The sequence below is a fragment of the Micromonospora sp. KC721 genome (assembly GCF_004348355.1).
Classification (GTDB): Bacteria; Actinomycetota; Actinomycetes; order Mycobacteriales; family Micromonosporaceae; genus Micromonospora.
On sequence record NZ_SMJY01000034.1, the window covers coordinates 1 to 18,483 of the forward strand.

The 18,483-nt window shown below is 68.5% G+C and carries 16 protein-coding genes and 3 pseudogenes; 5 read left to right on the forward strand and 14 right to left on the reverse strand.

What is annotated here, in order from left to right; all coding sequences use genetic code 11:
• Positions 1 to 329: 329 nt before the first annotated feature.
• The 4 genes from E1182_RS08955 to E1182_RS08970 all read right to left on the reverse strand — a co-directional run bounded on the left by E1182_RS08955 (position 330) and on the right by E1182_RS08970 (position 3,981).
• A complete protein-coding gene (locus E1182_RS08955; RefSeq protein ID WP_132262855.1) occupies positions 330 to 1,157 on the reverse strand; it encodes a hypothetical protein in 828 nt (275 codons plus the stop codon).
• A 453-nt stretch (positions 1,158 to 1,610) separates the two neighbouring features.
• Positions 1,611 to 2,105 (reverse strand): hypothetical protein, encoded by a 495-nt coding sequence (locus tag E1182_RS32095; protein ID WP_243706114.1) that lies wholly within the window; start codon positions 2,103 to 2,105, stop codon positions 1,611 to 1,613.
• A 348-nt stretch (positions 2,106 to 2,453) separates the two neighbouring features.
• Positions 2,454 to 2,678 (reverse strand): hypothetical protein, encoded by a 225-nt coding sequence (locus tag E1182_RS08965; RefSeq protein WP_132262858.1) that lies wholly within the window; start codon positions 2,676 to 2,678, stop codon positions 2,454 to 2,456.
• 160 nt (positions 2,679 to 2,838) lie between these two features.
• Positions 2,839 to 3,981, reverse strand: coding sequence for a glycosyltransferase (locus E1182_RS08970; protein WP_243706115.1), 1,143 nt, complete (start codon positions 3,979 to 3,981; stop codon positions 2,839 to 2,841).
• 367 nt (positions 3,982 to 4,348) lie between these two features.
• Between E1182_RS08970 and E1182_RS30995 the strand changes: the two genes are divergently transcribed.
• Positions 4,349 to 4,516 (forward strand): hypothetical protein, encoded by a 168-nt coding sequence (locus E1182_RS30995; RefSeq protein ID WP_165942558.1) that lies wholly within the window; start codon positions 4,349 to 4,351, stop codon positions 4,514 to 4,516.
• A gap of 8 nt (positions 4,517 to 4,524) precedes the next feature.
• Here the strand turns inward: E1182_RS30995 and E1182_RS08975 are convergent, their stop codons facing one another.
• Both E1182_RS08975 and E1182_RS08980 read right to left on the reverse strand, forming a co-directional pair.
• The gene (locus E1182_RS08975) at positions 4,525 to 5,949 is read right to left on the reverse strand and encodes a cell wall metabolism sensor histidine kinase WalK (protein ID WP_132262860.1); all 1,425 of its coding nucleotides are present in this window, start codon (positions 5,947 to 5,949) and stop codon (positions 4,525 to 4,527) included.
• The gene (locus tag E1182_RS08980; RefSeq protein ID WP_132262863.1) at positions 5,946 to 6,692 is read right to left on the reverse strand and encodes a response regulator transcription factor; all 747 of its coding nucleotides are present in this window, start codon (positions 6,690 to 6,692) and stop codon (positions 5,946 to 5,948) included. Before E1182_RS08980 ends, E1182_RS08975 begins: the two co-directional genes overlap by 4 nt.
• A 369-nt stretch (positions 6,693 to 7,061) precedes the next feature.
• Here E1182_RS08980 and E1182_RS08985 point away from each other — a divergent pair, with 369 nt between their 5' ends.
• The gene (locus E1182_RS08985) at positions 7,062 to 9,269 is read left to right on the forward strand and encodes an MMPL family transporter (RefSeq protein ID WP_132262865.1); all 2,208 of its coding nucleotides are present in this window, start codon (positions 7,062 to 7,064) and stop codon (positions 9,267 to 9,269) included.
• A 15-nt stretch (positions 9,270 to 9,284) separates the two neighbouring features.
• A pseudogene (locus E1182_RS08990) lies at positions 9,285 to 9,449 on the forward strand (ATP-binding cassette domain-containing protein); the annotation flags it as partial.
• A gap of 285 nt (positions 9,450 to 9,734) precedes the next feature.
• On the opposite strand, the gene E1182_RS08995 reads toward E1182_RS08990, so the two are convergent.
• From E1182_RS08995 to E1182_RS09025, 7 genes and pseudogenes are all read right to left on the reverse strand, one after another.
• Positions 9,735 to 9,947, reverse strand: a complete 213-nt coding sequence (locus E1182_RS08995) for a hypothetical protein (RefSeq protein ID WP_132262867.1) — start codon at positions 9,945 to 9,947, stop codon at positions 9,735 to 9,737.
• Positions 9,948 to 10,082: 135 nt separating this feature from the next.
• Positions 10,083 to 10,880 (reverse strand): transposase, encoded by a 798-nt coding sequence (locus E1182_RS09000; RefSeq protein ID WP_371687527.1) that lies wholly within the window; start codon positions 10,878 to 10,880, stop codon positions 10,083 to 10,085.
• A pseudogene (locus tag E1182_RS32945) lies at positions 10,876 to 11,037 on the reverse strand (IS3 family transposase); the annotation flags it as partial. The pseudogene E1182_RS32945 and the gene E1182_RS09000, both read right to left, overlap by 5 nt.
• 193 nt (positions 11,038 to 11,230) lie before the next feature.
• On the reverse strand, positions 11,231 to 12,475 hold the full coding sequence (locus E1182_RS09010; RefSeq protein ID WP_165942559.1) for an NAD(P)/FAD-dependent oxidoreductase: 1,245 nt from the start codon (positions 12,473 to 12,475) through the stop codon (positions 11,231 to 11,233).
• Between the two features lie 272 nt (positions 12,476 to 12,747).
• The gene (locus E1182_RS09015) at positions 12,748 to 13,146 is read right to left on the reverse strand and encodes a hypothetical protein (RefSeq protein WP_243706116.1); all 399 of its coding nucleotides are present in this window, start codon (positions 13,144 to 13,146) and stop codon (positions 12,748 to 12,750) included.
• A 633-nt stretch (positions 13,147 to 13,779) separates the two neighbouring features.
• On the reverse strand, positions 13,780 to 14,730 hold the full coding sequence (locus tag E1182_RS09020) for a hypothetical protein (protein WP_132262874.1): 951 nt from the start codon (positions 14,728 to 14,730) through the stop codon (positions 13,780 to 13,782).
• Positions 14,731 to 14,815: 85 nt separating this feature from the next.
• The gene (locus E1182_RS09025; RefSeq protein WP_207921323.1) at positions 14,816 to 15,058 is read right to left on the reverse strand and encodes a helix-turn-helix transcriptional regulator; all 243 of its coding nucleotides are present in this window, start codon (positions 15,056 to 15,058) and stop codon (positions 14,816 to 14,818) included.
• A 203-nt stretch (positions 15,059 to 15,261) separates the two neighbouring features.
• Here E1182_RS09025 and E1182_RS09030 point away from each other — a divergent pair, with 203 nt between their 5' ends.
• Positions 15,262 to 16,788, forward strand: a complete 1,527-nt coding sequence (locus E1182_RS09030; protein WP_207921324.1) for an MFS transporter — start codon at positions 15,262 to 15,264, stop codon at positions 16,786 to 16,788.
• Between the two features lie 153 nt (positions 16,789 to 16,941).
• Here the strand turns inward: E1182_RS09030 and E1182_RS09035 are convergent.
• Positions 16,942 to 17,741, reverse strand: a pseudogene (locus tag E1182_RS09035) (IS5 family transposase).
• Positions 17,742 to 18,192: 451 nt separating this feature from the next.
• Between E1182_RS09035 and E1182_RS09040 the strand changes: the two are divergent.
• Positions 18,193 to 18,453 (forward strand): hypothetical protein, encoded by a 261-nt coding sequence (locus tag E1182_RS09040; RefSeq protein ID WP_132262877.1) that lies wholly within the window; start codon positions 18,193 to 18,195, stop codon positions 18,451 to 18,453.
• Positions 18,454 to 18,483 lie beyond the last annotated feature (30 nt).

Genomic DNA, 18,483 nt, shown 5'->3' on the forward strand with positions numbered 1-18,483 from the left:
AGTCTTGGTCGACAGCTGTCCTACCTGGAGCCTCGCACCCATCGATCACCGGGCCCGCCGCACCCACCCTAAGCTGCAAGATCAGCTTGGAAAAGGCTCCATGTGATTCGTTGGTGAGCTAGAACGAGCGGTGCTCAGCGGAGAGCCGTTTCAGCATTCCGGCCGCCGCGACGTGCCGGCGGCATCACCCCCGGCCTGGGCGGGGTCGTCGGGGTTAACGCTGGGGCGGACATACAGCCGAGCCGTGGGCGACATCGTAGGGTGGCCTTGACGCTGACAGCGACCCGCTGGCAGGAACTCAACGATCTTCACTCATGCGGAAGCTCAGGTCACAGAGACGTCCAGTTACGGATGTCTCGGTGAACCTCGGTGGTTATCCGCACACCGTAGTTGACGTTCAGGTTGGGGCCGGGATAGTTGCCGTTGATGGCCGTGACGCATGGGCCACAGCCGGGCACGGCCGGCACGTAGACCGGTGAACCGTTCTGACCAAAGAAAGTGTCGTTGTCATAGGAGAGGCGCTGCGCGGTGGAGGGAGCGACGACACCATCGGCTGCCCACTGCAACCAGGGCGTGGACTGCTTGTCATTGGGGAAGCCCTGAGTCCGCACCGCGGTGCCGGCGAAGATGTAGTTCGTCGAGTACCCATAGGCACCCGTCAGCTGCCCGAGGGGCTGCCCCGACGGTCGGCAGTCGACCTTGACAGCGCCGTAGTCGTACTCGGGAACGGGCGGACCACCCCAACGCGCCGCCTTGTAGAGGACCCTGGCCGGGCAGATGATCGCATTCGGGCCGCCGCCGTGGACGTGATAGTTGCTGTGCCAGATGCCGGTCTCCGCACCGTAGACGCAGTGGCCAGCCGTGATGATGGTGGTGCTGCGATCATGGTGGCCGGACACCCAGCCGGTGCAGCGGCCCGCCTTCCACTGACCGTCGTGATCGTAGTACGAGAAGGTGAGAAGGACGGTCGCGGTAGCGGGATAGGCCGCCGGATCGACCGGGTAACGGCCATCGGTGCCGATGATGGCCTGGGTGCCGATGTTCTCGGTCAGCGACACGGCGGCGGCCGGAGCCTGCGCCACGGTCAGGCCGGTGATCGCGGCGAGCACGGCCGCGAGCACCCGCCGTACGGTGAATCTGGAGACCACGTCGATCAACCTGACCAAACATCGAATAACAGATCACTACTTAGGCTGATGTAGATGAGTGTGATGCCGACGGCGACGGTAGGCAAGGGGATGGACGAGGGGGACGGCGGAGCGCGACACCCCGAAGGCGAACCGATCTGCCGCACGGTATCGATCATGCTGGCGAAACTCCGGCGGATTGGTGCGGGCGTCCGAACTCGTCCCGCGGCCCGCTCGACCAGCACCTGGCGGGCGTCGCCGAGGTGCAGCTGGATTGGGCCGACCCGCCGGGGGTCGGTATGCGTCGAGTGAGGTGGGATCAGTCATGCCGGCACCGCCCATCTGCGTGGCACAGCAGCAGGCACAACGCGACGGCTGCCTGCTGGGGGACGACGCCGTCGCCGAGGACTCGCAGCGCGCTGGTGCGTGGTAACGCGAGTGTCGGGTTGGTTACGTGGCCGGTTTCCAGGCCCATCAGCCATTCTACGAATGGCGGCGCCAGGGCCGGTTTGCCGTGTCGCCCTGGTTGGGTCGGCTCCGGCACCGGCCGGCCGAGCAGCAGCTCCCACCGCGCCACCGCTGCTGCGTATACCCCCCTCTGGTTGGCGTCGGGATGGCCCAGCCCGGCCACGGTGGTGCGCAGGTCCGAGCCACCGTGACCGTGGCGTCCGGGCGCGTGCGGGGGCGTAGGCGCAGTGCCACCTCGTCGAGCGGCACCCGTTGCCGGTGCAGGAAGAACTTGCCGCGCAGCGGGTGCCCGTCCGCGTTGGCCGGCGCGGAGCCGCTGCGGATGGATCGGTCGAAGGTGACCGCGTCGGCCCACTCCTGCGGGCTGTGCTCGCGCAAGGCGAGCCAGAAGCCGTCGTCGTGGAACGGGCATCCCACACACGACGACTTCGGGGTGTCGGCGAGACCGTGCCCGGCCAGGAAACGCAGGCAATCGGCTCGCCGCCAGCCCAGGTCGAGCAGCGGGTGCACGTTGCGTATGTAGACGACGTCGGAGTTTCGGGCCGCCCGATCTCGTCCAGGCTGATCCCGATCGCGGCCTCCGCCCGGATCCCTGCCGGTACTCGCCTCGGGTGCGGGTAGCCCAGCCGGCGCCGCACCTCGGCCTTGATCGGTTTGATCTTCTACTCGGAGGTGCTTATCTGCACCTGAGTCGGAGTGGAAGCGTGCGCGCTCCCGGGTTGGACGTGGTTTCGATTTGACTTGCGGTCAAGAACGAACTCCTTTGGATCGCGGAAAGGGCCGCGCACCCTGATCAGGGTGCGCGGCGCAGGATGGCCGGAATCTGTGGTTGTCGAGGTTCTGTAAGCGACTTGCTTTTCAGTTCAGGCCGGCGTGGCTGTGACGGTGAGGCTGGCCGGACGGTATTGGGGTGTCAGGTGGCTCGAACGACGCCCGGCCGAGCACGACCGTGCTGGCGGCGTGCATCCGCTCGAGGTTCATCGCGTCGAAGGCCGCGTCCATGTCCAATACCATGGGATTACCGCCCTGACCGGCGAAGAAGCCGTCGAGAGTGACGATGTTGGAGACGGTGAAGTTGCGCATGATGCGAGCCTTTCCGTCACGGGTGATTATTGCTCCGTCGAGAGACCGGCTGGCGTAGGAAAATCATTGGTTGGCGCGAGAGTTTTGACTCGCGTACCCGCGCCGCTGTTCACCCGCTCCGCCCCGCGCACTGGACCTGAAAGCGAGCCTTGCCATGTCGTCAGCTGCCCGCGTCCAGGAGCAGCTGTGCGGCGACCGCCGCCCCGTCGGTGCGGATCGTGTCGGCCACGGCGGTTGCTCGGGCCCGGGTCTCGGACGCCAGGGCCGTACCGAGCGCGGCCGACAGGGAGCCAGTCGTCGGCGTCGAACCGTTGTGGGCCGAGCCGATGCCCAGCTCAGCGACCCGGCCGGCAAAGTACGGCTGATCCGCCATCTGAGGTACCACCACCTGCGGTACACCGGCCCGGGCGGCGGTTGTGGTGGTGCCCGCGCCGCCGTGATGCACCACCGCGGCTATGCGGCGGAACAGAACTTGCTGATTCACCTCGCCGACGGCGAAGCAGTCGTCCCGCTCGTCGATCAGGTTCAGATCGGCCCAGCCGCGTCCGACCAGAACACGTCGGCCCTGCGCGCGGATCGCCTCGATGGCAACCTGGGCCACGCCGGCCGGAGCGGGCATGCTCCCGAAGCCCACGTACACCGGCGGCTGGCCGGCATCCAGGAACGCCACCAGGTCTGCCGGCAGCGGCCGCTCGTCCGGCACTATCCACGCGCCGGTCTGCACCACGTCGAGGTCCGTCGATCCCTGCCACGGCGCCAGGACCGGGTCGGCCGCCAACCACGGACTTCGGGTGATGACGTGATCGCGGACGTTGTCCACCGGTGGCAGGCCGACCGAAACTCGGTGGCTGTTGAGTACATCGCCGAACATTGCGTTGTAGTCCTGGATGCTCAGGTCGTTGAGCACCCGGCTGTCGGTCACCTCCGGCGGCGACGGCCGGCCAGGCAGCGGCTGTGGCCGATGATGCGGCGACGGCAGATAGATCGGACAGTAGGCCGCGAACACGTGCCGAATCCCCAACTGCTCCGCCACTGACTGCGCGCTGGCGGCGACGGGGAACAGGCCGGTGGTCACCACGACGTCGCAGTCTTCGGCCACGGGGGGCAACTTGGCGAACTGTTCGGCCATCAAGGCAGCCTGTATGCGCGGAATGTCGGCCGCTGATGGTCGCGTCGCACCGTCGAGTAACTGCCGCACCGGCAGGCCCAGCGACACCAGCGGCACATCGACCTCGCTCAGCCGTCCTGCCCAGTCCGGCGGCGCGCACACCCGCACGTCTGCGCCGAGCTTCTGCAAAGCCACCGCCAGTCCCACCAACGGTTCGACGTCCCCACGTCCCCCGTACGTTGACAACAGAACGCGCATTTCGTACCCCCGCTTCCGTGGTTTGCCTTCGGCCGACGATTCTGCGGCACGACCCGGGCCTTGCCACAAGCCCCACGGTGCGATATACGTTAAGAAGGCGAGGAAGAGCGTGCTCTCCTCGCTTTTCTCGTGCCCGGATTTCTCGTACGTTGCTAGCCGAACGACAGGCTCATGACCGAAAGCATGCCGCCATCCATCGGTCACGTAGCAGACAAAGCCGCACTTCAGCACCTGCAACCGAGTTTCCGAACGGTACACGGCCGGGCCACCGCACCGGCACGTGCTCTTCCGGGGCTGGGCCGGGATGCTGACCATCGCCCTCACCGACCTCACCGGCGAGGGTCACCCCGACCTGCTCGGCCTGGCGCCGGACGGCACCCTGTTCGCGTTCGCGAACCGGGTCCGGACCCGCCGCTCGACAGCTACGCCGTGCCGGTGGTCCTCGGCACCGGCTTCGACGAGTACAACATGATCGGCTGATCAGCCCTGTCCGTCGCGCGGGATCCGGACGGTGAAGATGGTGCCCTCACCCGGCACCGAGGTCACCTCGGCCGTACCGCCGTGCGCCTCGGCGATCGCCGCGACGATGGCCAGGCCGATGCCGGAGCCCTCCCGCTGCCGGCCCCGGGAGGTCGCGCTGCGGTAGAACCGCTCGAAGACCCGCCGGCTGTCCTCCTCGGTGAGACCCGGCCCGTCGTCGGCCACCTCGATCACCGCCACACCGTCGTAGGCGGAGAGCCGGACCTCGGCGGCGGTCCCCGGCGGGGTGTGTCGTCGTACGTTGGACAACAGGTTGGCCAGCAGCTGCCGCAAGCGCAGTTCGTCGCCGGACATCACGATCGAGCCCGGCGCCCGCACGCCCAGCGGGCGGTCGGGATCGATGGCCCGGGCGTCGGCCACCGCCTCGGTGGTGAGATGCGTCAGGTCCACCTGTGCCCGGTCCAACGGCCGGCCCTCGTCCAGCTTGGCCAGCACCAGCAGTTCGTTGACCAGCTGGCCCATCCGGGTCGCCTCGGACTCGATGCGCCGCATCGCGACCTCGAGGTCGGCCGGCCGCGCGCCGGCGCCGTGGCGGAACAGTTCGGCGTAACCGCGGATGGTGGCCACCGGTGTGTTGAGCTCGTGTGACGCGTCGGCGACGAACCGACGCAGGCGCTCTTCCGACGTCTGTCGTTCCTGGAAGGCGGTCTGGATCTGCATCAGCATCGCGTTGAGGGCCGCGCTGAGCCGCCCGATCTCGGTGCTGGGCCGGGCCGGGCTTATGCGGAGGTCCAGGCGCCCGGCGCCGATCTCCCCGGCTGTCCTGGCGATCCGGTCCAGGGGCCGGGTGCCCAGACCGATCACCCACCAGGCGATCACCACGATCGCGACCAGGATGACCACGGTCGCGGCCACCTCCGTCCGGATGAGCTGACGGTTCACCGTGTCGTAGTCGGTGAGTGGAAGGCCGACCTGCAGGATCGCCTGGCGGTCGGGCAGCCAGCCGGACCGCACCCGCCACTGCTTCGGCTGCTGATCGGCCAGGGTGACGGTGGCGTACACCCCGCCGTCCGGATTGCCCGGGCTGGGGGCCTCCGGTTGTAGCTGGATCGTGGACGTCTGCCCGACCGGGCTCTGCAGGTCGAGCATGGGAGTGCCGTCCGGGGAGAGGACCCGCAGGAGCACGAAAGGCTGGCCGCCCGCGCTGGCCAGCCGCCCGTTGCCGGAGTCGGACGGGCCCAGCCCACCGCCGTCGCCCATCTGCGCCCCGACTATCGTGCTGAGCTGATCGAGCTGGGTGTCGGTGCGGGAGACCAGGAAGTATCGCAGCGCCGCCAACGTGGCGAGCGCCGCCACACTCATCCCGGCCGCCAGCAGCACGGCGACCAGGGCAACCAGCCGGACCCGCAGGCTCACGCCGCTCACGCGGACGGCAGCCGCAGCGTGTAGCCGACCCGGGGAATGGTCTGGATCAGCGGCGGATCGAACTGGTCGATCTTGCGGCGGAGGTAGCTGATGTACGTCGAGACCACCCCGTGGTTGCCGCCGAAGTCGTATTCCCACACCTGGTCGACGATTTGCTGCTTGGACACCACCCGCCCGGCGTTCTGCATCAGGTAGCGCAGCAGGTTGAACTCGGTCGGGCTCAGGTCGATGACGACGTTCTGCCGGCGCACCTCGTGTGCCTCCTCGTCGATCACCAGGTCCGCGTAGCGCAGGCCGCGGCTCTCTCCTCCCGGTGTCGGCGGGGGCGCGGTCAGCTGGAACCGGCGCAGGACCGCCCGGGCTCGGGCGATCAGCTCATCGAGGCTGAACGGCTTGGTCAGGTAGTCGTCGCCGCCGACGCTCAGGCCCTCGACCTTCTCGGCGACCGTCCGCCGCGCGGTCAGGAAGATCACCGGGGCGAGCACGTGGTTCTCCCGCAGCCGCCGGCACAGGTCGATGCCGGAGCCGTCGGGCAGCAGCACGTCCAGGATGATCAAATCGGGCCGCTCCCGAGCGACGGCGACCTCGGCCTCCGCGCAGTCCCCGGCCGTCGTGGCCGCGAAGCCCGCATAGCGCAGCGCGGACGCGACCAGATCGGCCAGGAAGAGCTCGTCGTCGACGACCAGGATCCGTGGGGCGTCGGTGGTCGCGGAGCCGTCGGCCGTCCTATCCGGGGTTACCACAACTCGTCCCCTCCGGGTGGTTCGTCGCTCACGATGGTGCTGCCCATTCTGCTCGTTGCGCGCCGCCCCGGGGATGCGGCGCCTTCCCTGTTCGCTGAGAGAACCTTGTGAAAACCTCAGGCGCCCCCACGGCAGGGGTACGAGCAGGTCGGACGTACCGACGAAGTGGCCGGTCCGGACGAGGAGCGGTAGGCCGTCCACCGGGTGGACGGGTGCGTAGCCGGATCGCCCAGTAACCCGTCGCCCGGCTCCGATCTCTCACAGAACTCGAAAGGCCATCACACGGCCGCCTCAAATCGGCGTGATCGACTGGCTCACGCACCGGCATCCGAAGAATGCCGGCCGAAAGGGTCGAGAGGACGGGGACCGATGTACACGACGCTGGCACGAAGGGTGGTCCGCCACCCATGGTGGACGATCGGCGCCTGGCTGGTCGCCGCGGCCGTCGTCGGGTTCTTCGGGCCCGGCCTGTCCGCCAGCGGAGACCAGGCCGAGTTCCTGCCGTCCCACTACGAATCGGTCCAGGCCGGCAAGGCGCAGAAGGCCGCGTTCGCCCAGAGCGGGGCCGGAAGCGCCGCGACGTTCGTGGTGCAACGCCGGGACGGTGCCGCGCTGACCGGTGCCGACCAGCAACTCGTCGAACAGGCCGCCGGTCAACTGCGTGACCGCGCGATCCCGCACGTCACCGAGGTGCAGGCCGGCAGGCAGACAGTATCGGAGAACGGTCTCGTCCAGCTCATCCAGGTCACCGTCGACGGTACGCAGAGCGACCCCGGCACCCAGGAGGCCGGCCGGGCGCTACGTGCCGCCACCGAGCCGATGTTCGCGAACACCGATCTGAAGGCGGGCATGACGGGCGACGTCGGCATCGTGATCGACGCAGAGGACGCCTTCGCCTCGGCCGAGCAGGTGATCGCCCTGGCGACGGTCGGCCTGATCATCGTGCTGCAGCTGCTCATCTTCCGCAGCCCGGTCGCCGCCCTGCTGCCGATGGTGACCATCGGCCTGCTGGTCTTCGTCTCGGTGAAGCTGATCGGCATCGCCCAGCGGATCTTCAGCCTGACCGCCGAGCAGTCGGTCACGGTCTGGGTGACCGTCGTGTTGTTCGGCGTCGGCACCGACTACATCCTCTTCCTGCTCTTCCGGTATCGGGAGCAGCTTCGCGGCGGGGACGACCCGCGCACGGCGCTGATCCACGCGACCGCCCGGGTGGCCAAGGTGATCACGTCGGCCGGCGCGGCGATCGTGATCGCCTTCAGCACCCTGGCGTTCTCCTCGTTCGGCTCGTTCAAGGCGCAGGGCCCGGCACTGGCCATCGCGGTCGTCGCCACGGTGGTCACCGCACTCACCCTGATCCCGGCGATCGTCTCGTTGCTCGGGCCGAAGGTGTTCTGGCCGTCCAAGAGTTGGCAGCGGCAGCCCCGGGCCCGGGCGTCGACCAAGCTCAGCAACCTGGTTGTTGACCGTGCCGGGGTTCTCGCTGCCGCCGCGGTCGTCGTTCTCGCGCTGCTGTCCCTGGGTGCGCTGCGTTTCCAGGCCAGCTACGACTACAACGCCGGCCTCCCGCAAGACACCGAGTCGGCGATCGCCCTGAAGGACCTGCAGCGCGGCTTCCCGGTCGGCGCCCTCAACCCGAGCTCCGCACTGCTGGTCAGCGACACCGGGCAGCCGCTGGAGGAGACGGCTGTCGACGCCTTCCGGTCGCGGCTCGCCGGCGTCGAGGGGGTCGGCCAGGCCGGGCCCGCCGCGTACAGCCCGGATCGCACCGTCGCCCGGATCAGCGTGCTGCTCGACCACGAATCCGGCAGCCCGGAGGCGGTCGACACGGTCGCCGACGTGCTGCGGCCGACCGCGCACGAGGCGGCCCCGGCCGGCACCCACGCCCTGGTGGGCGGCCCCACCGCGACCTTCGCCGACATCCGCAGCGCGGTGAACCGGGACTACTCGGTCGTCTTTCCGCTCGCCGCCGCGCTCACCGCGCTTGTCCTGCTCGCCCTGCTGCGCAGCATCGTCGCCGCGGTGCTGCTGATGGTCCTGGTCGGGCTCAGCTACCTGGCCACGCTCGGCACGTCGGTGCTGGTCATGCAGGAAGGACTGGGCAAGGCCGGGATCATTTTCAACGTCCCGATCTTCATGTACCTGTTCGTGGTCGCGATCGGCACCGACTACAACATCCTGATGGTGGACCGGCTGCGCGACGAGACACGCGAGGGCCACTCCCCGCGCGAGGCCGCGCGTCTGGCCATCCGGCACACCGGCCCCACCGCGGTGGCCGCAGGCGTCATCCTGGCCGGCACCTTCTCCTCGCTCCTGCTGGCCGGCGTCGCCCTGCTCGCCGAGATGGGCTTCGCGGTCGCCGCCGGCATCCTGATCTCCGCGCTGCTGGTGTCGTCGCTGCTGGTGCCGGCGCTCATGGTGCTGATGGGCCGCGGGTTCTGGTGGCCCGCGCGGCTCACCGCGGTGCAGCGTCCGCAGCCGGTGGCGGTGACCGACCCGGCCAGCCCACCCGAGCCGGTGGTCGGCGGGCCGGTCGCCGAGACCGCCGTGGGATCCGGGGACGTGGGGAACCTGCGATGATAGAACTCACGCACCCTGACGCAGCGGTACGGGGACCGCACGGTGGTCGACGATCTCAGCTTCTCCGTACGCCCCGGCGTGGTCACCGGCTTTCTCGGGCCGAACAGCGCCGGCAAGACCACCACGATACGGATGATCCTCGGGCTGGCGACGCCCACCCGGGGCACTGTCACCACCGACGCGCGCTGACACGTCAGTCGGCGCATCCAGCGTGGCATACAGCGAGATGTCGCCGGCGTCGATGGACAGCTCCAAACGGCCAGTCAAGCACACACCCGCGAAGAGCATCAGCCCTGCTCCGGCGAGAGCGACAGTCCCGGCCACGACCGCGCGGTCGGCCCCTCCGATCTCACCGCCAGGCGCGTTGTCAGCGGCAGAAGGGTGAACCGGGGCGGCGTCGGAGAGCTTGGTGTTGAGGGGAAGCACGGAGGCTTCGGTGCCCGGCTGGCATCTGGCCCATTGCCGTCAATCGGCGAAGGCTAGGCCATGCTCGGCCAGCGCGGTGGCCAGGATGCTGACCGCCTTCGGCCCGACCCCGTGCAGGGACAGTAGGTCGCGGCGGCTGTGAGCGGACAATTGCGCGAGTGTCGTTATGCCGGCTTCGAGCAGGGCGCTGTTAGCTGGTCGCCCGATCGGCGGCAGGTCACCGATCTGCGCGGGCACGTCGCGAGCACTCACGCCATCACGATAGTCCGGCCGGGTCCACTGATCCGCGAACCCGACATCACCACGCCTCGTCACGAGCATGGTGCCCCGACCGACGGCAGATGTGTAAGGCGCACTGATCAGTCAACTCGCCACGACGGCCGTACGTCACTTGGCACCGGTGTCGCCAGGGCGGCCGGCGAACCGCCTGACGATGGCACGGTGGTTGTCCGCGGCACGGACCGTCTGTTCCCTGTCGAGATTCGTGCCGGGCATGCGACTGAGCCGTTCGACCTCGTCGGGCAGGCGGAGGTGTTCACGATGCGCATGCTCACGGCAGGTTAGGCAGGCCACGCCGGACGTAACCGTCTGAACGTGAGGAGGGGGGGAGCAGCCGCCGTGAATCGTCTCGGACGTGAATTCCCCCGCTTTGATGGAGCGGTGGTTACCTGCTCCCGGCTGGTGCAGGGTGGCGATAGGTGGTTCGGCTGGTTCCGTCTGGCGGCTGTGCCAGGCGGCCTCGTACTCGTTCGGGCTGAGGTAGCCCAGCTCGCGTTGGATGCGGCGGGTGTTGTACCAGCCGTCGATGTAGGCGAAGATCGCGTTCTCGGCCTCGTCGCGGGTCCGCCAGCTCGTGCGGTAGACGAGTTCGATCTTCAGCGTCGACCAGAAGTTCTCCATCAGCGCGTTGTCGTACGAGTCGCCGACGGAGCCCATGGAGGGCAGGATTCCGTTGTCCTGCAAGCGTTCGGAGAAGCGGAACGAGGTGTAGTTCGATCGAGAACGCGTCGCGGACCGCGGCCAGCCAGAACACGCCCTCACCGCAGAAGATGCAGGTGGCGTCGGCGACCCAGAGCCGGTTCGGCCCGTTGGCGGTGAACTGCCGGTTGACCAGATCCGGCGCCGGTGTGTGCCGTGCGTCCTGCCTCGTGAAGCCGCCACGCCAGCCTCGACGCAGGAACGCACCCTGCCAGCCCTGCTGCGCCATCAGCCGCTCGACGCGTTTGCGGCACACGTAGATGCCGTCACGGCGCAGCTGTCGGTGGACCCGGTCCGCGCCGTAGGTGCGCCCGGATGTCTCCCAGATCTCGTGGATGTTGGAGATCAGCCCCAGGTCGACCACGTCGCGGTCGCAGGGCTGCTCGGCCTGCTTGACCCACGCGTAGTAGGTCGAAGCACCGGTGTTGACGACCCGTAGCAGGAGCGCGAGTTGCCGCCGTCCGTGCGCGCCAGTCGCGCGTCACCCCTAACTGTGGGTAGTCGGCGCTCCGCGACGCCCGGGCATTCTGAGCTACCGATGAGCGCGCATCGGGGACCTATCGGGGTGCGGCTGCGCTGTCGAGCTGGACAATCTCGTCGGCAGCGCGTTCGCCGGAGCGGAGGGCGCCGCTGACGGTGCCTGGCGCGACGTCGTCGGTGGCTTCACCGGCGAAGTGCAGCGGCCCGCACGGCGCGGCGAGTGCGGCGCGTTGATGACCAGTGCCAGGCGGCTCGGATGAGTAACCACCCAGGGTCCATGGGTCCGTGCCCCAGTCGACTACCTGGGCGTCGGCCAGGGCGCGGCGTACTCGTTCGCCCCAGACCCGAACCAGCGCGGACACCACCCGCTCGACTGGACCCGGCGGTGGGTGCAGGGCCGCTGCTTTTGGTCCCATGACGAACGCCGTCAGCACCGGCGTGTCGGCGTAGGCCGGCCAGACCACGGGAATGTCCTCGTCGAGCAGGACGTAGCTGGCGCCGGCCGGCCACAGCCGGCTGGTGAAGCGCAACAGCACCTTGATGCCTGGATGCATAGCCAACCTGGCGATTGCCTTGCCTTTCGCGGGCGGCAGCGGTGGTTCGAACCGCACCATGCCGACCTTGAGCACGCCGAGCGGTACGGTAATGATCGCTCGCCGCGCGCGGTAGCAGCGGTCGGCCTCGACCCGGACGCCATCGCGCATCCAGCGCACCGCAGTGACCGGGGCGTCTCGGACAATCACGCAGCCGGCGGCGACGTACTCAAGAAGCCGGTCGTAGCCCTCCGCGACACGCGAATGCCGACCGGTCTCCTCGCCATTGGCCATCACCCGCGCCAGGTAGCGCACGCTCAAGCCGTCCAGGTCGGTGCACGCGTCATTGGCCACGCCGACCGCCAGACGGCCGAGTCGTCCGTCAGCGCTGCGGCCCCGCAGCAGCTCACCGAGCGACACGTCGGGGTCGATGTTCTCCGAACGGACGGTCCGCGCCAGACTTGCGTACCGTCCCATCGTGGGCAACAGCCACGGCAACAACCGCCGCACCCGGCCCTTGTCGACGACACGAGCGCGCCACATTGACATCGCCGGCAGCACGGTCAGGCCAGCGGCGTCCGCCAACACTCGCGACGGGCTGCGTGAGCCGTGCAGCAACTCCGCGCCTCGCTCGACCGGAAACCCGGCGAAATCCCGATCAGTGTGAACCCGGCCCCCGATCCGAGAGCGTGCTTCCAACACCACCGCCCGCTTGCCGGCTTCGCCCAGCCGCCTGGCCGCGGCGAGCCCGGCCGCACCAGCCCCGACCACCACTACATCGGCATCCACACCGACACGGTAGCCACGGCATTCAAGAGGCCACGCCCGCGGACGGGCACCCGAACCAGTTCCAGATCTCATGCGAGTAGCCCGCGGTCCGGCGCGGCGGCACGGTCGCTCATGTAGCCGCCGAGCGCGCTCATGCCGGACAGGAGTGCATCGCGTTGCCTGAATGTTTGCGCCGCGCCTCTGCCGCGGCCCTGGATGTCATGAATGCGGCTGGCCCGGCTTGTCCGTGGCGCCGCCCGACCCCGAGCCTGAGCCTGGTGACGCGGGCGGCGTCAATGCGAGAACGGCTCCAGGCACCCGAATTCGGCAGCCGAGGCGGAAACCTCGACCATGACTCGTTCGGGCCGCACGTCCCCGATCACACAGCCCACCTTCGCGAAGCGAACCGCGTACACCACACCCGGTGGGGCTGTCTCCTGCCCGATCGACGGCCGCATGCCGGTCACCTCGATCGCGTCTGCCTTGATGCCCAGGTCGAGCAGCGCTCGCTGGGTGGACGCCGGCGCGAAGTCCCCCGCCGCGCGAAGTGCCTCAAGCTTGGGCCGGATCCGCGCGGCGAGTTTCTTCCCGGTGCGCTGGTCCGCTTCGGAGAGCCCGTGCCGCTGCTTCCAGCCGTTGTTGTCGCCATGGTTCGGGGGTACGTCTGCCTGCGGGCCGGTCGGCTCCGCCACCACTGCGGGCGACGCCGGCGCACTCGTGGGTATCGCCTCCACGTCGCCGACCCGGGTGCCCGGGGCCGCGCAGCCGAGCGCAAGCAGGGTAAGCGAGGCAGCAGCCGTCGCCCGACCGATCTTCCCCACACACATCGATGACCCCCGTCTATTTCCTTTCGAGAATCTGACCGTACGAGGCACCACCATTTCTCGATGTCCCTCCGCCCCACGCAGACGAGCCCGTGGAAACCGTGCGCAAACACCACCAGCCGGCGGGACCCCATCCGCTCATGCCGCGATCCGCGCGTCACTCAGGGTTGCGAGCGGCCTCCTGGATCGTAGTACCCATCTACCGGTGTGGGGGAGCAGGTTCCGCCCGAGGAAGGGCACCCAAACTCCTCAACCAACCCCCGACCCCGCGGAGCTCTGGCAGGAAGTTCCGGATGAGCGCTCGCCACTGTCTGCCCCACACAGCGGCATCGCCGACAATGTGTTGGACGACATTCAGCGCTTCCTTCATCCACAGCGGGCGCTGGTGTCGGCGGGTCTGGACGGCCATCCGCCCATGGACGTGGCTCTGACTCGAAGGCAACAGTGCCATGGGTGTACGCGCGAGCGGTGTACAACGGCCCTCGGTCGAGCTCACGGTGGTCAACTCTGCTGATAGTTCACCGCGGCGAACCCGCACGGCTGGTGCAGGTGCAGGTAGTAGGCGCCCTCGCCGTAGTCGTCCAGGTCCGCGCCGCCGATCAGACCCACATAGTCCATCGGCTGTCCGCAACCGGGGCAGTCGGCGTGTCCGGCGTCCTGGATCCAGTCGGGCCGGCCGCCCAGCGTCGAGCCGCCCCGATCCCATGCGCTGGCCTGATACGGGCTCTGCCGGGCCTCACCGGTGACCTGCGCCAGCGCCGGCGGATCCTCCGCCTCGGCGGAGCCGAGGTAGCTCGGGCGGGTGTTGCCGGTCCACCAGACGGTGTCACCGGCCGGCGTGACCTGGCTGTACAGCGTCGTATAACAGGCACAGAAGTGGCATGTCTCGATCACCAGTCGGCCGGACCAGCCCGTGTGCTCCAGCGCGGCGTCGACGGCGGGATCCGTGGTGTCGAGGTCCGCGGCGGTCCACAGTGGCGACCCACACCACGGACAGGTAGGACCGTCCGGGCGTCGCGGTGTCTCGCGCATGACCCATCGGTACGCGGCGCTGCCGCACAGGTCCCGCCGGCGGCCGTCCGGGCCGACCGTCCAGCCGCCCTCCCGCGCGTAGCTCAGCGCGCCGACGTACAGCTTGTCCGCGCCGGCCGGCGGTTGCGTCGACCAGCGACGCATGGCGCTCTCGGCCATCGGGTGACCAGAGTGCGCCAGGATGACCAGCAACTGGTTGAGCCGGTCCGGCGTCCGGCCGCCGTCGATGCGCTCGACGACCCGACGGACTACGTCGGTATCCGCCGCCCGGTACAACTTCCCCGGCCACAACACGTCCCGGTCGAGCAGAGAGCCGAGGTGCGGCGTCAGCCTCCCCGGATCGGTGTCCGCGATGATGGACAACTCCTCGATTGCGTCGTCGTCCCCGACGGACACCCTGCTGATCAACTCCTCGATCACGAGACGATGCTAGCCACATCGACCAACGGGTCTCGCGACGGACCGGACAGACAAGCGTCACCTGTACACGGGCATGCACGTGGTGTCAGTTGCGGGCGTCGGCAACGTCGCGTAGCGCCGCGTACAGGGCGGCCACGTCATGCCCGGCGAGCCGGTAGTAGATCTTGGTGCCGTCGCGGCGGGTCGCCACGAGTCCGGCCTGGCGCAGTATCTGCAGGTGCGCCGGGCAGGTGGTCAACCCGAGCCAGGTTGCGGCGGCCAGGTGCTCGACGCTGCGCTCGCCTTGGACCGCGAGCCTCGCACCGACCGCCCGGTGGAGGACCCCCAAACGGGACACCAGCGCGAACGCGCTCAGCCCAATCGCACCGTCGAGCAAGATCAACAAATGGCGGCTGGTGACACGTCCGTTACCGGCACCCCGACAGGGCGACGCGGGCGCGTATCCGGCCGGCGTCTCACCGGTACGCCACACGGCGGGTTCCCCTGCGGTTTGAGGGTTGCCTGCCTATCGGTCCTGCACACCCGCCCCGGGTGGATGAAAAGTCTCCGGTATCGGTTCAACGGAATGCTGGATACATGACTTTCGAGAATGTCCATGAGCGCCGCCGTTGGTATGGGTTGATACTGCTGTGCGCGGCGCAGTTCATCGTTGTGCTGGACGGTTCGGTGATCAACGTGGCGATGCCGACGATCGGCCAGGCATTCGGCGCTGACCAGCAGGCCCTGACCTGGGTGGTCAGTGCCTACGTGCTGGCCTTCGGCGGCTTCTTGCTGTTGGGCGGCCGGCTGGCCGATTTGCTCGGCCGGCGCCGCATGTTCGTCGTCGGGCTGGTTCTGTTCGGCGTCGCCTCGCTGGTGGGCGGCTTCGCCGGCTCCATCGAGGTCCTGATCGCGACCCGGGTCGCGCAAGGTCTCGGGGCGGCGATCCTGTCCCCGGCGGCGATGTCGATCATCTCGGTCACTTTCCACGATGGCATCGAGCGCAACAAGGCGTATGCGGCCTGGGGTGCGGTTGGCGGTGCCGGCGGCGCGGCCGGTGTCGTCCTGGGCGGGGTTCTGACCCAGTACGCCGGGTGGCAGTGGGTGCTCTGGATCAATGTGCCGATCGTCGCCGGCTGTCTGCTGCTCGTGGTGCCGCTACTTGCCGAGAGGCGTACGGACATCTCGGACCGGGTCTTCGACTTCGCCGGGGCGACCACCGTCACCGCCGCGCTCACGTTGCTGGTCTACACGCTGATCGAGGCTCCCGCCTGGGGCTGGGGATCGATCCGGACGATCGGCTCGGGGGCCGGCGTTGTGGTGCTTTTCGCCGCGTTCGTGATCGTCGAGCGGCGCTCGCGAGAGCCGCTGGTCGACCTCACGATCTTCCGGATACGGTCGCTGACCGGAGCCAACCTGGCCGGCGCCGTCGCCGGGGGCCTGGTTGTGCCGATGTTCTTCTTCCTGTCGCTCTACCTGCAGAACGTGCTGCGCTACGACGCGATCACCACGGGCCTTTGCCTGGTGCCGATGTGTGTGGTGACCTTTGGCATCTCGCTCACGCTCGGCTCGGCGTTGGTGACGAAGTGGGGCTACCAGCCTGTGCTGGCCACCGGTATGGCACTGCTCGGCGTGGGTCTGGCCTGGTTCGGCCGGGCCGCATCGGACGGCAGCTTCGCCGTCGACGTCCTCGCTCCGGGATTGGTGGCCGGGGCGGGCCTCGGACTGGTGTTCACGCCGTTGTTCGTCGCCGCGGCGACCGGGGTCGACTGGCACCGGGCCGGTCTGGCCAGTGGACTGATCAACACCAGCCAGCAGATCGGCGGCGCCCTCGGTCTGGCCGTGCTGTCCAGCGTGACCTTCGCCCGACTCGATCAGGGCAACGTCGCGACCGCGGAGACACTCACCGACGGATACACCGCCGCCTTCAACGGCGCGGCGGTCGTTGCGGGCATCGGCCTCCTGGTGACCGTTACCGTGATCCGGGCCCGGGACAGCAGGGCACACGTGGAGCTGACCCGCCGATCCAGGACCACCATTCCAACCCCAGCCACAAAATCCAGGGAACCCGTCAGCTGACCGCTGAGCTGATCCGGTGGCCGGGATCGTCGCGATCCGGCCGCCGGACCAGAGCCCCTCAATCCAGGACTGGTGCTCCGGCACCTGTTCAGCCAACGCCCACAATCACCCTAAGAGGACGTCTGATTCACGTAGTTTGCGTGTTATGGCGGTTTAGTTGTTTCGCCAGGTTGGGGTGGTTTCGGTGGTGAGTCGTTTGGCGAGGTTGTCGATCATGGCGATGGTGATCATGCTGGCGGAGTTGTCGGGTCGGGCTTCGTAGTCGCGCACGAGGCGGCGGTGCTGCATCAGCCAGCCGAGGGTGCGTTCGACGACCCATCGGCGTTTGACCACGCTGAAGCCTTTGACCTGTGGGTCTTTGGTGACGATCTCGACGTCGACGCCGAGGGCGGCGCCGTGTTCGACGACGCGGTTTTTGAATCCGGCGTCGACCCAGGTCTTGGTGAGGGTGGGGTGGGCGGTGGTGGCCTGGTCGAGCAGGTTGATGCCGATGGTGTTGTCGCTGGTGCTGGCGGCGGTGACGATGACGGCGAGGAGCAGGCCGAGGGTGTCGGTGATGATGCCGCGTTTGCGGCCGACGATTTTCTTGCCGGCGTCGGTGCCCTGTGTGGACAGTGGGACGTTGGTGGAGGTCTTCACGCTTTGCCGTGGTGGTCGCGGACGAGGCCGGTGAGCTGGTAGTTGAGTTCGGTGAAGATGCCTTCTTTGCTCCAGGCGGCGAAGTAGCCGTAGACGGTCCGATACGGCGGGAAGTCGTGGGGCAGGTAGCGCCAGGCGATGCCGGTGCGGTTGACGTACAGGATCGCGTTGAAGATGTCGCGCAGGTCGTGGGTGGGGGCGCGGCCGCTGACGCCGGCGTCGGTGCGGGCCTGTCGCCAGGCGGTCAGGCGGGGTGCGATCAGGGCCCAGCGGGCGTCGGACAGGTCGGATGGATAGGCTCGCCGTGCGGTCATGATGCAGGCGTACGGGGTCCGGGGGCCGACTCGACGGACATCATGTCCGTCGATTTATGGGCGAAGGTGAACCAGACGCGATCGAGGGGCGAAATGCTCCGATTCCAGTCGGGGTTGAGTCGGGAAAGATGTGTTCTTTCCGGGTTGGATCGGGCATCTTGCGCTACCGAGATCGGACCGTAAATCGCCCACTACTGGCGCGAACGTGAAGCAAACGTCCAGTAAGACCGCACTTCAATCGGAGGAGATCAGCGGATACGCCGTCGGCCAACCCGACCACCACACCGCGGACGGCGGCACGACCTGGTACAACGCCCTGGTCAGAGACGGCGCAGGGGCGTGCCCGCCGCCGCGCTGCCGGCCACCGAACAGGACCGGCCGGACGACTCCTCGGGGGTGCTGGCGAGGCAGCCGAGCCTCGACCAGGCAGCGCAGACGAAACGTCCACCTCTTGCGCGAACAGTGGCATCTCCTGGTCCAGAACGACAAGATGTTCGGCCCTGAGTACGCACTGGTAGGCGTCACCAGGCAACTGGCGGCGATCGAGGATCTGCTGCATGAGGTGCCGCAGGCGCTACGGCCCGCCGGCGTCCGCTTCGCCGCCCAGTACGCTGAGTTCGCCGCCTGGCTCAACCAGTCGCTCAACGTCTACGACCAGAAGCTCCCGGACCCATGCGGGCGGCGCTGCGCGCCCAGTACGCGCATTCCCTAGCCGCCGCAGGCGAGCACCACACGGCCATGC